The sequence below is a fragment of the Bacillus sp. NEB1478 genome, assembly GCF_031582965.1.
GTDB lineage: Bacteria > Bacillota > Bacilli > Bacillales > Fictibacillaceae > Fictibacillus.
The window spans coordinates 2,836,519-2,850,847 of sequence record NZ_CP134049.1; the positions used below are offsets into that span (position 1 = coordinate 2,836,519).

Here is a 14,329-nt window from a genome sequence, read left to right on the forward strand (position 1 = left end):
ATTTTTTGATTTTAGATCTGCAGTCTAATACAAAAACAAAAGCTACTATTCCAATAACAAAGCCTAAACTATTCATAAGAATTAGCCCTCCTATTTAAACTTTTCCTTATAATCTCTTAGAAGAATGATTTCACAAAGAAAATCGAACCAGTTATAACAACTCCACTAATTTCAGCTGATACATAAAGAGGCATTTTTAGGTATAACTTTTTAGGATTTTTATTTATAGCATTATAGGTAAACATAGTTGCTAGAACAATTACAAAAACACTCATTATTTCTATTACAACGTTTTCCGATCGTGCAATCAATGTCATCAGTGATGTTGATACGATTGTATACAGCAATTGATACAAACTCACTTCGCATCGCTCCTAAATATAATTTTATTTCACTTTTATATCATCAAAGCGGATTGTAAAAACTCTATCTTTACCATCCAGCCAAAATTCGATCGTAGATTTTTGAGTATGATCAACGTAACCGATAATTTCCACTCCTTGTTCTGATCTTTTATAATAGTGCCCACCGTATTTATTGAGGACTTTTATTTTCGGTGCACCTACTGATATTCCCCTTGCAGTCTCCAAAACTGGCTTTTCACCTTCGTCACTTATAGAAATGATTAAACGTACAATCTCACCTCTGTTTTTTCCTTTATTAAGAGATGCTGTTACTAATCCTGTTTTCCAATGAAAATAATCGTACATGTCATTGTTGTCTTTGCCCAAAGCATTTCCATATGTTCTTTCAAAAGCTGGACTATTTATGTTTTCATGTAATCTTATGCTATTGATTGTTTCCTTAGAAAGATTGGTTGATTGAAGATTTTTAAAATAATATTGTCTTCCTTCTGTTTCAACGTAAATCGTGTGAATAACAAATAGCAGCACACTTATAAATAGAATGGAAATAATACTTAATAGACTTGATTTTTTTCTCATTTTTTTATCACGTTTACTCCCTGATGATTAGTAACTATTTAAGTTGAAAAATATCTGTATGTAACTTTCCCTTTTTCTCCCATGTAATATGTAATTTGTATTTGTGATTTTCCTTTGGAGGGTCGCCTAGGTAAAAATCTATTGAAACTGGATTTAGTTTTGTTACAGAACCATCTTCCATTCTTTCATCAATAAATATATGATCGCTCATTAACGTTTTTTCGTTATCTGTAAAACGAATCTCTTTTAATTTGATTTTGTCCTCTGAAGTTTGTTTGACATGCCCTATCCAACCACCGACTCCTTTGTCAAAGTTTTTTTGATAGCTGGCTTTCCAGACTCCGTTGTCCGATGTACCACAAATGGCAACACTGCTAATATACGAATAAATCCCTAATCCAAGTACAATACAAATTAGTAAACCATATAAATAAAATTTCTTTTTCATAAAGAACCTTCAACTTATTATTTTTTAAATTCTTTATATTTCTCGTTATATCCAGCTAATCCATACTCTCTATTCATCATCAACTGGCTCCTTTATATTTGTATTTTGATTAATTATAACATTTACTGGAAAAATATGACCTTTTTTCCCATATAAAAAAGGAAGATGGATTTTCAACCATCTTCCTCTCGCCTAGCTTCGTCCTACTATTTAGAGGACCTTTTTTAATGCGGTTAGAACATGGATGTTTCCATCTTCTTTCTTTTTTTCTTGTTTTTTAGAATTTTTCAGCTTTTTTTGCTGGAATCTTACATTTGAATACGAAAAATAAGAGGGATGACGATCCGTCTTCTCCCATTTGATTCGCATTTAAAGACTAAATCGGATAATCCCACGCTTTTCAGTTTGAATCTCACACTTTTTGACTTTAATCCCACACTTTTTTACTTTCATCTCACACTTTTACATAAAATACGAGCGAATCGAGTTAAATCGACAAAAATAAAAATCAGGAGAAACATGAGTGTTCTCCTGATCTTTAAGGGATTGGATTCTTATGATTTTATGGTTTCAAAACGACTTTAATACATTCATTTTCATGGTCATTGAACGTCTTGTAAGCTTCTCCTGCTTTATCCAGCGGAACTCTATGCGTAATGATCTCAGTAGGATCGAACTCACCGTTCATGATTTTATCAAACAGCATCGGCATGTAATGGATAACAGGTGCCTGTCCCATCTTCAATGTAACATTTCTTTCGAATATATTACCTAGCGGAAACATGTTGTACATGGAACCATATACACCCGTCAGTTGTATGGTCCCAAATTTCCGAACGGCGTTCAGACCAATTTCGATGGCACTGAGAGTACCGCCCTGCAGCTTCAGTTTTTGTTCGATTGCCTCGACCACCGATTTCTTACCGTCCATTCCAACACAATCGACAACAACATCTACGCCTCCGCTCGTAATTTCTTTTATGTGAGCACCCATATTATCGTGTTCATCAAAATTAAAGATCTCTGATTGATTCTTTGTTTTAGCAAGGTTCAATCGATAAGGAATGTTGTCAATGGCGATAACTCTCTTTGCCCCTTTCATCCAGGCAAATTTTTGAGCCATCAAACCTACAGGACCACAGCCTAACACTGCGACCGTATCCCCTTCTTTCATTCCTGAGTTTTCAATACTCCAATAAGCGGTCGGAAGTACATCTGACATGAAGAGCAGTGCTTCATCCTCTAGTTCACATGATTCAGGGATTACAAACGGCATAAAGTTTCCATAAGGGACACGCAGCAGCTCAGCTTGGCCGCCTGGATAATTTCCATAGCGTTCTGTAAAACCAAAATACCCTCCTGTATCCACCTTTGGGTTTGAGTTAGAATTATCACATTGGCTCTCAAGATCATGCTGACAATAAAAACAATGCCCGCACGAAACGTTGAAAGGCAGGACCACTCTATCACCTTTTTTAACCTTTGTGACTTCTGGTCCTACATCTTCTACAATGCCCATTGGTTCATGCCCGATCACATAATCTTTCTTTGTAGGAAGAGCCCCTTGATAAATATGAAGATCTGAGCCGCAAATCGCTGTAGAAGTAATCCGAACAATGATGTCATCCTTTTTCTGAATGACTGGATCAACCACGTTCTTTACTTGAATGTCCTTTGCACCTTGAAAAGTAACTGCTCTCATGACTACCTCCTTGGTTGAGAATACTAACAATATTCCCGTTCCAATTAAAAAAATGTGCAAAATGAACAGTTTAAATGCAAATGAACAAATAGTCTTATCTCAAAAAACAGACCCAAAGTACAGGTTTATTCCTATCCTTTGGGTCAGTAATTTGTCTGTTTAGTTGTTCCTCATTTACACAATAACAGGCGGCAGTACCTTACCTGTTTCTAAAAAAGTCTTAAGGTTGCTCATAACTGCCGGCCAGCCGTTATTAAATCCTTCAAAGGTATCTTCTTTGTCAACGATATCTGTTTCTAACAAGTGTTCATGCTTAAGTGTCAGCTTTACTGTCTCATTCATTTGCTGCAGCTGGAACGTAACTACTGTCTCACTTTCACGTGAAGTCTTGTCGCCTTTGTAGGTCCATGTAAATGAAAGTTTGCTGTAAGGTTCAAAAGTAAGAATGTTGCCATAATCGGTCACTTCACCATTACGGGAATAAGTAATCGTTGAACCTTCACTCCATTCCGATTCTACACGGCTCCCGAAAAAATATTGTTCTGTAAAATCCCCATTTGTCAGTGCTTCCCAGAGTTTTTCAGGTGTTGTTGCAATGTAAGTAACATACACAAATTTCGGTTTATTCATTTTGATTATCCTCCTCAAGATTACTTTTCAGTTTATATAATGCTTGCACATGATGACTTTCAAATTTGTGAATCCAGCGATGATAAATCTCATTGATGGGAACCGGGTTCAGGTAATGGAATTTTTCTCGCCCATGCCTTTCAACAACAACTAAGTTTGCTTTTTCTAATAAGGTAAGATGTTTCGTAACGGCTTGCCGTGACATATCAAGATGCTCGCTTAGAGCACGCAGTGTTTGTCCATTTTCCTTGTAAAGTTCATCAAGCAATTTTCTGCGGCTGACATCGGCAAGAGCTTTGAACACATGATCCATAAGTTCCCACCTCCTTCTTCTTTCATTATACGCAACCTATTAGTTGCCTGTCAATCAACAAAAATGCGACTCTTAAAAATACAAGAATCGCCATCTAAAATGGTTCTATTTCATAAAAAATGTACCGATCTCTTTAGGTAAAACAGCGATATCATTCGGTGCCCAGAAGTAAGAAGTGCCGTCAAATTGTATGAAATACTTATACGCAACAGGTTCATTCGTATATAAAACAATATCGAAAAATATAGGATCTCCTTTTGATATATCATATTGGAATCCTGGCTCTTCTTTGCTGTTTTTCAATGTATTCAGAAACACTGTTACTTCTTTTGGATTCTTAACCTCATTTATTTTTTCCCACTCGGACTTATAGATCTCGATTTTTTTCACACTTTCTAAAGGTACATTTTTAAAGTCATACTTGTCATCATAACCTTCTCCTGAGCGATAAACGCGATATCCGTTTAATTCGTTAGAAACTTTAACAGCAATCAAGCCCGGCTCATTTTTTATCGAATAGAGCTCTGTACCCTTTTCGTGAAATGCTGCATCTCCATCTTTTGTTTTGTAATGAGAATTAGTTACGTTCTCATCAACTTTGAATTTCACTTCACCTATCTTTTTGCCAATAAACTTTTCATCCGCTAAAGCTCCTGTATGAATGGCGTCGTACTCAACCCCATCCCATTTCACAAAATCGACCCAGTCAATAATAGTATGCATCCCTGGCATCCAGATGTTATTGCAGCCAGACAAAAATACTGACAACAGCATAAATAGACCCAATCGTCTCATGGTATTTCCCCCTTTTCCATATAGACGATATTTCAAGGAAAAAGGTTTAGGCTTTTGTTATTTGTCTGTCTAACCAGCCGATCAAGTCATCAAATTGTATCATGCTAAGTTTTTTTCTAAGATTGGTGTCTTTATTTCAATTTTTTCTGTGTACTCGTCCATTCAAATCTTATAAATACCCATATACATATAAAGAGTTAAAAATTAATTTTTAAAAAGGATGGATTTTTTTGTTTCAGCGTAAAAGAGCATACCTTGTACCTGGTCAGACGTTAGAGCAATTTATTGGTCAATACATTACAACTGCGATTACAGGTTATGGCCAAGTAGTGGCGCAAGTGGTTAAATTCGATAAAGCTTCAGGAATGGCTACATTGAATGTATTTACTCCTAGCGGGGTAAGAGCATTACAAGTACATCAAAATGATATGTTCGGAATTGCTCCATATCAAGGACCTATTCCTCCTGTTTTTGGCGGAATGGGCCAGGGTATGGGACAAATGGGCGGTCAGATGGGCGGTCAGATGGGCGGTCAACAAGGCGGCATGGGCCAGATGGGTGGTCAGCAAGGCGGTCAACAAGGCGGTCAGCAGTTCTTCCCTCCATGGTTTCCTGGTGGATTCGGTGGATTTGGCGGATTTTAATCCGTTTTTTAAAGAAAAGGTACAGTCTCTTTCAATTTCCTTATCTAGGTAAGAGAACATAAATATTTAATAGGATGGTAGATTTGTTTAAAAGAGCGATTAGCTACAAAATATTAATCCCTTATATAGGCCAGTATATTTCAACGTATATTACAGGCTATGGACAAGTGGTTGCAAATGTAGTTAAATCAGACAAATACAATGGTGCTACCTTAGCCATTTATACTCCAAGTGGTGTAACAACCACTTTGGTTAGTTTTAATGATATACCGTACTATGGTCCTATTCCCCCTGTTTTCGGATCAGGCATGGGCAGCCAGAGCGGACAAGGTTTTCCTCCAGGCAGCGGATGGGGATCTCCAGGCAGCTGGGGCAAATGGGGTTCCGGGACTGGTTTTTAATAAGCGAAAAAGAAGGGACGATCTCCTTCTTTTTTTGTTTTCCTACTTACTCAGTTTCAAACTAAAAACTTGCTGTGATTTAATATTTTCATAGCCAATCTGTTTATAAAAATCATGGGCTTCTTTCCGGTGTCCGCCTGAGCGTAACCTTAATTCTGTATAGCCCCTTTCTTTCGTCCAGTCTTCGCATTTTCTCATCAGCTTCTCGCCAATTTTCTGCCTTCTGCAGTTTTGGTCGACTACTAATCCGCCAATCTCGGCATACACAGATTCTATTAAATGTTTTCCAAAAACGTGCGCCCACCCAGCAAGACCAGATTCCTCTTTTTCAAAAACAAAAATAGCATGATCGCTATCCTGGAGAATCCAACCCATTCTAGTCTCTACTTGTTCTTTAGAAGCTTCATAGTCCAACTCCGCACAGAGTCTGGCGAGTTCTTTCGTATCCTCATAATTTGCAAGTCTAATCAACAACGTCCACTCCTTTATACATTCTCAAGTTAGTTTCTTCTTTCTCTAAAATCGATTTCATTCCTTTATAGAAACTAAAAAATCACGGTTGACCCACATCCGAAAATACAATATTATACAATTGAAGTGTGGTGTTCATTCTTGAATTTTCAAGGAGGATTAAGAAACCATGATGTTGTTTTTGCAAAATCGAATCCAGAACTAATAAACTCCCCTGGAAGTATTGTGATACAAGCGTTACCATGCCATTAGCAGTACGACTACATTTGGGGAGATTAAAAAAATGAATGAAAAATTAGTAAATACTTCTGAAACAACAAATTTGCGTACACGTTTGGATAAGGCAATTGAGATGCGTGAAGAAGGTCGTGCAAAGCAGGATGAGACGATTTTGAACGAAGCACGTACACTTCTTTTAGAACTGGCTGCCGCATATCCCGAGCACGCTGAAGTAAACTACCAGACTGGAATTGCCCATGACAATATGGGACTTGGAAAAGAAGCAATTCCTTATTATGTAAAAGCTATTGATCTGGGACTTTCAGGACCAGATTTGCAAAGATGTTTACTCGGTCTTGGCAGTACGTATCGTGTTTTAGGACTCTATCAAGAATCCTTAGAAACACTGCTTCGAGGCGTGACAGAATTTCCTGAACATCGGGGTCTGCAGGTTTTCTATTCTATGGCTTTGTACAATACAGGAAACTATAAAGAAGCTATGGAAATTGCATTAATGAATTTAATGGAAACAACGAACGACGAAAAACTTCAATACTTTAAACGCGGGATTACTTATTACGCCCAGAACCTTGATGAAACTTGGTAAATAAACAGAAAAATAACGAGAAGGTGTGCTGAAAGACTCAGCACACCTTTTTGTTTAGTTAAAGAATAATTTTTTTCAAAAACAGGAGATATGACCTATATTCGCCACTTATAAAAAAAGGGATTATCATCCTAATTGTCAAATTAATAAAATAACATATTACGTACTTTTGTCAGGAGATGACGAAACATGGATGATGAAATCAAAAGGTTTGGCAATAAGATCATTCGTGAAAGTGAATGGCTGGCTGATAAAGTTACAAAAATGCATCATTCTACCCCTTCTGAGATCAATCATCAGAAATACAAGCATTGGGTTAGAATGCTGTTTCTTTGTCTTGGAAATGCCTTATGCAAAGAGAATAATCATACTCAAGAACAAATTAAAGTTTGGTCTAATATTTTTGAAGATACACAAATTGCTGAGATTTCACTCCATGAGACACTTGCTATCATCTTTCATTCAAGAGCATCTTTATTAGAACTTTTGGAAAATGAATCAGAAAACCATCGGCTATCTTCAAACAGCGTATTACAAATCATAAAACAGATCGATCCACTTTTGGATTACGCTTCTCATTCGATAACCTCTTATTCTACAAAAAGTTTATTGAATACGAAGATTACCTTGTCAGAAACGAACGAAGATTTAAACATAACATTAAGAGAAATGAAAGACTTTAAAGTAGCATTAAATGAAGCTACCATTTTTACCATTACAGATCCTAACGATCGAATTACATATGTAAATGATCAATTTTGCAACATCACCCAATATTCAAGAGAAGAACTGATTGGGAAAAGCCACGGAGACATGTTATATTCCGGCTTTCATACAGATGAATTCATAAGAAAAATTAGAGAAGATATCAACAATGGAGTGTTATGGAAAGGCGAAATTTGCAATAGAGCAAAAGATGGATCACTCTACTGGGTAGATGTGACAATCGTTCCATTCTTGGATAAGGAAGGGAAGGCTTATCAGCACATCTCGATACAGTACGATATTACAGAAAAAAAACGAACAGAAGAGATGCTTCTTAAGTCAGAAAAGCTATCTTTAGTTGGCGAATTGGCAGCAGGTCTCGCTCATGAAATTCGCAACCCGCTCACGACCGTAAAAGGATTAGTTCAAATACTTCAAACGAGTACAGACGAAAAAAGAGAGCTTTACACCGACATTATCCTTGATGAAATTAATCGAATCAACCTGATTGTAAGTGAATTTATGGTGTTAGCGAAGCCACACGCTGTTTACTTCAGTAAATTGAACGTAACAGACATTCTTAAGACGGTCATGTATCTACTTGAAGCAGAAGCAAACTTAAAAAATGTCGTTATTGTCGAACATTTTTCAGTTGAAGAAGTGAATGTGTATGGAGAGAAAAATCAGTTAACACAAGTATTTATCAACTTATTTAAAAACGCGATGGAAGCCTTACCTCATGGTGGTATTATCCGTGTCAAAACAAAGAGGTCCGGAGATAACGTTATTCTTTCCATTGAAGATAATGGTGTGGGTATGGATGAAAAGCAAGTAAATAGAATCGGTGAACCCTTTTACACAACGAAAGAGACTGGCACAGGATTAGGTTTGATGGTAAGCTATCGCATCATTCAAAACCATAAAGGCCGAATTTCGGTGAATAGTGTGATAAATCAAGGAACGACATTTAACATTACCCTCCCAATATTTAATGAGCAGCGGAACGAAGAAATAGAGAATCATCACACACTGTAACACGATCACTTAACATCATAATTAAATGACATTTTGGAGGCGGCCATATTGTTTAATCCCGTTGGTTTTATTGAGGTAGCTGTTCTTTTAGTTCTTGGATGGGTTTTCCTTAAAGCGATTGTACGATTTGTAGTTGAAAAATCAGCTAAATAAAAAAGACAGCCGTTTTTTATTACCTGCTTCTCTTCTGGAGGAGAAAATCGTAATTCGTAAACCTTTTAGTATTTGAAACAATACTTTTAATGGATCTCTAAATAATATCGAAAACGACCAGACAGAAATCTGGTCGTTTTTTTCCGCCCTTACTCATTTAAAAGTGCACTAAACTGTATCATTTTGAGTAACGTGGATATATCGCCCATAACCGTGGAATTATCGAAAATAACGTGGAAATATTGGACATTACCGTGGAATTAAATAAAATCGAGAGCTTCAAAAGAGTAGAATCAATAAGGATTTTGGCTAGGACGTCCTATTTAACTGTCCACGTGCTTCAAAATAACAAAAAACGATTAAAAGAGGTAAATTTTCTCTTTTGAATCGTTTACTTTCTCCAGAAAGGGTTTCATGCTCTAATGAACACCGTTCTTCGGATCCCAGTTTCCTCTTGTTTTCCGGATTTCGATGATCTGACCGATATGGTAAGCGTTATGGATATTAATGTTCGCGATTACGAAATACCAAGGTTCGTGACGATCTTTATGTGCAGATTGCTGAAGAAATTCATCATCCGCTTCTTTTAATAGAGTTTTCCAATCTGAAAGCATATGATGAAGCCGCTGTTTCGTCGTTTCCCAATCTTCATTATCATCCTTATGAAACGACTCATCGTTACTTTCGATTGATTTTGCTGGTGTGATTCCTTTGAATTTACTCAAATAACACTCGTTCCAAAATACGAGATGGGTAACGATCTCCCAGATGGAATTGCTGTCTCCAGATTTGAGAGCTGCTTGTTCCTCTGTCAGCCCATCTATTGCCTGCTCCACCGGAACAAACCAGTTTGGTTCATTATGGTTAGCATCCATTTGTCTCAACAATACAGTTTGTGGATTCATTGTTTATCCTCCTGACGATATTTAAAGTCTATTTAAAATTCAAGTTCAGAAGGGTATTTCCTTTTTAAAAAAATTACGGTACGTGAAATTATTCAAATTTAAAAAAGTCTATTTTCGTAAATTTTGCTGTTTAACCCCAAAAAAGGTGTGGTTGACTTCCGCATCCTTTTGGAAAAAGCCTAAATAAAAAAACCAGCTCATTTAAAATGAACCGGCTTCTACATTACCTATTCCTTAACACTTCTCACATAAAACAAAATTGCTAAAAGGGAAGAACAATGCTGGATCCGCTTGTTCTAGACCTGGTTCAAGATAATTAAAAACACTTCCGCCAATTACAGATATTTCAGCAAGACCGCATAACACTTGTGTCGCCGAGGCATTGAAGTCACCTTTAGCTGTAATGCGGAAAATCGCATTTCTTTCATCTTTCCCACTTCCTAAATCACTAGCAATATTCCTCTCTATTCTGGTACACGAATGAGGTTCCAACTTAAATGAACCTAAGTCAAAATCCTTTTCACAAATGTTTTTAAAAACGTTAACAGAACTGTTGGTGCAGGTCTTTTTAGGTTCTAAACACACGCCTAACTTAACTCTTACACACAGTTCTTTTTTCGTCGGGTTTTTCAAAATAATAATCAATCGGTCATTATCCCGGCCACCCTGCATTTCAGAGCCAACCTCTGCCGGAATCAAAAATGGACCAGTTGTTATCTTCACCCATCTGTTTTTTTTACTTTCATGACCTTTATCACTCATTGGATACAGCTCCTTTAAAATCTCATTATTTTTTTGGTTTTCAAATAGATTTTGACATTTCCATTAATTTATATATGTGAAAATGGATGAAAGGTTCCTCACCTTTCCTTTACACCTACATATAATCGTATGGAGTCACTTACGTTTATTTGGGGGGTACATATGAAAATCGGGGTCGATTTGTTGAATCTTTTGCATGACAGATTTGGCGGGGTTGAACACTATGTAAAGCATATATTGGAAGATATCTTAAGGGCCGATGAAAAAATCACTTTTTATTTGTTCCTTACTCGACCGCATAGAGACCTCTTTCCTGAATTCCAGACGCGTATGAAGAAGATGATGATCAAACAATCACGCGTTCAGTCCTCCCTTATTAACATGATTAACAGCTGCCAGCTAGATCTTTGGTTTTCGCCATTGCATATGTCTGCTTTGCCAAACATCTCTCTCCCTAGAGTCGTAACTATCCATGATGTACTTCATACAAGCTACCCTCAGTTCGTGTCCGGACGAATAGAGGCGATTCATCACTATTATGAGCAATCGGCAGCTTTGTTTGATGGTGTTCTAACTGTTTCTGAGTTTTCTAAGAAAGCGATAACGGAACACCTTCCTATTCCAGAGAAAAAAATCAACTCTATTTACCTGGACGCTCCTCATGATTTCCGTCTAATAAATAAGGAATGGTCGAAATTAATAGTGAAAAAGAAATACAACTTACAAGAAAATTACATGATCTACCCTGCAAGCTTTAATCCACATAAAAATCATCTTAATCTTTTAAAAGCCATTGCGTTGCTTCGGGATGACTATAAAAAGAATGTTCAGCTTGTTCTAACAGGATTTACCTCTAAAGAAAACAATACCTATCAATCTGCCTTACAGTTTATAAAGAACAATGATTTAGATAATCAAGTAAGGGTTTTAGGATTCGTTCCGCCAGAAGATATGCCTCATTTGTATACCGCTTCTTCGTGTATGGTTTTTCCATCGTTATATGAAGGATTCGGAATTCCACTCGTTGAGGCGATGAAAACAGATTGCCCCATTGTTTGTTCGGATAGAGCAAGCACTCCCGAAATCACAGGCGGTGCTGCTTTGATGTTTAACCCTGAAGATCCTAGAGACATTGCACTAAAAATAGTAAAATTACTCAATACAAATATTAGAAAAAATCTTATTGAAAAAGGCAGAATTCGTGCAAAAGCTTTTTCATGGGAAAGAAGCGCAAAAGAAGCGCTGAAGGTTTTTCAAAATGTGATAACAGAGCATTCCATAAGGAGAGGGACTCGATGAGGAAGATTCTTGTTCTTAATCATTTTCCGACTGTTTTTCCTCCAACAAGCGGAGGAACTCTTCGATATTTCCATCTGTATCACGAACTTAGCAACTATTATGACATTACACTTTTGTCCCAAACAAACAGTTACAAAGGCGGAATTTTCCGTTATTCCCACACTTTTAGAGAATATAAAGTTGAAAATGATTTGGGACACAGTGTAGTAAACTATGAAAATACATTGATCAAACATATGGAAAGTACTAGATTTCTCACTCGCTTTAAAGACCATTTTGAAGAGTTATACAAAACTTGCGATATCATCATTCATGAATCGCCATTTTTGGTCGGATATGATGAACAGTTGGGTTTGGATCAGAAACTGCGAATCTATAACAGTCATAATCACGAGTACTTGCTAGCTAGTCAAATTTGGAAAAAAGATAAATCGAGGACATACCTCCCTGTTCTTTTTGAGTGCGAAAAGAAATTAGTAAATGCTGCAGATCTCGTATTCGCCACTTCTGAAACTGAAAAAAATAGCTTTATTAACATGTATAAAAAGAATCCCCAACAAGTTAAAATTGCTCCGAATGGTATAGACGCTAATGTATGGCTTCCGCGTAGTGAAATAGCCAATAAACGCCCTCAAGTTTTTTTCATTGGATCTTGTTACCCGCCGAACATTGAATCTGTCGAATATATCATTCATCAACTCGCTGATCGATGTCCTGCTATGGAATTCATGATCGCTGGTGCGTGCTGTCATTCTTTTTCAAACATCACGAAATACAACGTTAAACTATTAGGCAGGATTCCGCACAAACAAAAGTTGAAATTTTTTTCAAATGTTGATTTAGCGATTAATCCGATGTTTACAGGTGCAGGTGTAAATTTGAAGACATTGGAGTTTTTGTCAGCTGGTCTGCCGTTAATCTCGACAAAGTTCGGAGTGAGGGGGCTGCCTCTTCTTGATCATAAACATTTTATCCTTGCCGAAAAAGAAGAATTTGCTGACAAACTGAATCAATTTTGTTGTGATAAAAAAATATTACAGACCATCAGCTTAAATGGCCAAACATGCATCAATGAACGTTTTTCATGGAAAGCGATTGTTCAAAATATACGGAATGAAATTGAGAATATCGGCTAGTTTAGTAACTTATTACCTTTTCAGCTGCCCTTTTTAACGCAATGCCAGCTTGATCCCAAGTCATTTTCAGCATATCCTTTCTGCCCTGTTTTCCTTTTTGTTTGCAGATTTCGGGGCTTTCAAAAGCGGTTCGCATCTGTTTTTTCAGATGATTTAAATCGGCTTCCGCCCATAGTTGCCCCTTTCCATCAAAATTTCGATAGATCGTTGAAATGGCATGTTTACCATACATGCTAATTGATGGATGGTGGAGCTGATAATTCACCAAAAATGAGTTCTGGTCGTTTAAAAAATCCATCTGCCCGCCCCAGCCCGTTGCGATAACAGGGGTTCCGCTGCATAAGGCTTCTATGTACGGAAGCCCTACACCTTCCCCTCTTGTCGGAAGCACAAAAACATTTCCTAGTGTATAAATTCCTTTTATTGTTTTTTCTTCACTTATACCGGCCATCACATATAGCGGTGCAGTCTCATTACCGAATCCTAATCTTTTTTTATAATTCATGATGGCAGTTCGTATTTGTTTTCGTGAACTGCCATATGTTTTGACTACGAGAAGTACAGGATCCTCATCAGTAAACTCTTCCCAATAAGCGCGTAATAACGTTTCAGGATTTTTGCGATGCTGAAAATCAAATATGGAGACGAATACGAACTTACCTTCCGATTCACTTAAAGAGAGTGGTTTGTTATTTGGATGAAAGTTGAGGGGATCTGCCCCATGGGGTGCTAAGAACAACGGAGCTGTTATGCCACTGCTCTTCATTGCTTGCAAATTTGGAGTGCACGGTACACATACAGCGTCAAACGTGTTAATGATAGGGACCCAATCTTCTGGTATTATGTTCGTTTCCCATACTGTATTCAATATACTGCGATCAAACTTTTTCTTTTCCTTTGCGTCAATGATCGCAGGAGGAGAATGACAGATAAACAGTCTTCGTTTATTTTCAGCATACTTCTTATCTATCAATGATTGTAATCGTTCTCTTTTAACTTGATCTTGAAAAGAAAACGGGAAATTCCATGTATATGTTTCAATTTTCACATCCAAACCAAGCCTGTCTAGAGATAATGCGTATTCACGGCTAGCATTTCCATATCCTGTTGCATCTAACAAAGGACCTTTCCATATCACCTGGTAATCCACCATTGTTCTT

Annotated in this window: 17 protein-coding genes; 6 read left to right on the forward strand and 11 right to left on the reverse strand. The window is 37.1% G+C overall.

Features of this window, described 5'->3' with window-relative positions; genetic code table 11:
• Window positions 1-116 precede the first annotated feature (116 nt).
• The 7 genes from RGB74_RS14185 to RGB74_RS14215 all read right to left on the reverse strand — a co-directional run bounded on the left by RGB74_RS14185 (window position 117) and on the right by RGB74_RS14215 (window position 4,832).
• Window positions 117-362: a hypothetical protein gene (locus tag RGB74_RS14185; RefSeq protein WP_310759948.1), complete on the reverse strand. Its 246-nt coding sequence runs from the start codon at window positions 360-362 to the stop codon at window positions 117-119.
• 24 nt (window positions 363-386) lie between these two features.
• Window positions 387-944, reverse strand: coding sequence for a hypothetical protein (locus tag RGB74_RS14190; RefSeq protein WP_310759949.1), 558 nt, complete (start codon window positions 942-944; stop codon window positions 387-389).
• A 34-nt stretch (window positions 945-978) separates the two neighbouring features.
• Window positions 979-1,392: a hypothetical protein gene (locus RGB74_RS14195; protein WP_310759950.1), complete on the reverse strand. Its 414-nt coding sequence runs from the start codon at window positions 1,390-1,392 to the stop codon at window positions 979-981.
• Between the two features lie 562 nt (window positions 1,393-1,954).
• A complete protein-coding gene (locus RGB74_RS14200; RefSeq protein WP_310759951.1) occupies window positions 1,955-3,094 on the reverse strand; it encodes a zinc-dependent alcohol dehydrogenase in 1,140 nt (379 codons plus the stop codon).
• Window positions 3,095-3,268: 174 nt separating this feature from the next.
• Window positions 3,269-3,724, reverse strand: a complete 456-nt coding sequence (locus tag RGB74_RS14205) for an SRPBCC family protein (RefSeq protein ID WP_310759952.1) — start codon at window positions 3,722-3,724, stop codon at window positions 3,269-3,271.
• Window positions 3,717-4,037 (reverse strand): ArsR/SmtB family transcription factor, encoded by a 321-nt coding sequence (locus RGB74_RS14210; RefSeq protein WP_310759953.1) that lies wholly within the window; start codon window positions 4,035-4,037, stop codon window positions 3,717-3,719. The genes RGB74_RS14205 and RGB74_RS14210 overlap by 8 nt, the downstream gene beginning before the upstream one ends.
• A 105-nt stretch (window positions 4,038-4,142) precedes the next feature.
• A complete protein-coding gene (locus RGB74_RS14215) occupies window positions 4,143-4,832 on the reverse strand; it encodes a hypothetical protein (protein ID WP_310759954.1) in 690 nt (229 codons plus the stop codon).
• Window positions 4,833-5,062: 230 nt separating this feature from the next.
• Here RGB74_RS14215 and RGB74_RS14220 point away from each other — a divergent pair, with 230 nt between their 5' ends.
• Together RGB74_RS14220 and RGB74_RS14225 are read left to right on the forward strand one after the other, a co-directional pair.
• Window positions 5,063-5,476 (forward strand): hypothetical protein, encoded by a 414-nt coding sequence (locus tag RGB74_RS14220; RefSeq protein ID WP_310759955.1) that lies wholly within the window; start codon window positions 5,063-5,065, stop codon window positions 5,474-5,476.
• 83 nt (window positions 5,477-5,559) lie between these two features.
• Window positions 5,560-5,877, forward strand: a complete 318-nt coding sequence (locus RGB74_RS14225) for a hypothetical protein (protein WP_310759956.1) — start codon at window positions 5,560-5,562, stop codon at window positions 5,875-5,877.
• A gap of 42 nt (window positions 5,878-5,919) precedes the next feature.
• On the opposite strand, the gene RGB74_RS14230 is transcribed toward RGB74_RS14225, so the two are convergent.
• A complete protein-coding gene (locus RGB74_RS14230) occupies window positions 5,920-6,348 on the reverse strand; it encodes a GNAT family N-acetyltransferase (RefSeq protein WP_310759957.1) in 429 nt (142 codons plus the stop codon).
• Between the two features lie 283 nt (window positions 6,349-6,631).
• Here RGB74_RS14230 and RGB74_RS14235 point away from each other — a divergent pair, with 283 nt between their 5' ends.
• Entirely contained in the window at window positions 6,632-7,174 is a 543-nt protein-coding gene (locus RGB74_RS14235; RefSeq protein WP_310759958.1) for a tetratricopeptide repeat protein, read from the forward strand.
• Between the two features lie 189 nt (window positions 7,175-7,363).
• Window positions 7,364-8,914: an ATP-binding protein gene (locus tag RGB74_RS14240; protein ID WP_310759959.1), complete on the forward strand. Its 1,551-nt coding sequence runs from the start codon at window positions 7,364-7,366 to the stop codon at window positions 8,912-8,914.
• Between the two features lie 572 nt (window positions 8,915-9,486).
• Here the strand turns inward: RGB74_RS14240 and RGB74_RS14245 are convergent.
• Window positions 9,487-9,972, reverse strand: coding sequence for a DinB family protein (locus RGB74_RS14245; protein WP_310759960.1), 486 nt, complete (start codon window positions 9,970-9,972; stop codon window positions 9,487-9,489).
• Between the two features lie 234 nt (window positions 9,973-10,206).
• Complete coding sequence (locus RGB74_RS14250) at window positions 10,207-10,734, reverse strand: hypothetical protein (protein ID WP_310759961.1); 528 nt, start codon at window positions 10,732-10,734, stop codon at window positions 10,207-10,209.
• A 162-nt stretch (window positions 10,735-10,896) separates the two neighbouring features.
• Here RGB74_RS14250 and RGB74_RS14255 point away from each other — a divergent pair, with 162 nt between their 5' ends.
• Together RGB74_RS14255 and RGB74_RS14260 are read left to right on the forward strand one after the other, a co-directional pair.
• Window positions 10,897-12,033, forward strand: a complete 1,137-nt coding sequence (locus RGB74_RS14255; protein WP_310759962.1) for a glycosyltransferase family 4 protein — start codon at window positions 10,897-10,899, stop codon at window positions 12,031-12,033.
• A complete protein-coding gene (locus tag RGB74_RS14260; RefSeq protein ID WP_310759963.1) occupies window positions 12,030-13,169 on the forward strand; it encodes a glycosyltransferase family 4 protein in 1,140 nt (379 codons plus the stop codon). Before RGB74_RS14255 ends, RGB74_RS14260 begins: the two co-directional genes overlap by 4 nt.
• A gap of 1 nt (window position 13,170) precedes the next feature.
• Here RGB74_RS14260 and RGB74_RS14265 read toward each other — a convergent pair whose 3' ends face one another.
• The gene (locus tag RGB74_RS14265; protein WP_310759964.1) at window positions 13,171-14,307 is read right to left on the reverse strand and encodes a glycosyltransferase; all 1,137 of its coding nucleotides are present in this window, start codon (window positions 14,305-14,307) and stop codon (window positions 13,171-13,173) included.
• Between the last annotated feature and the right edge of the window lie 22 nt (window positions 14,308-14,329).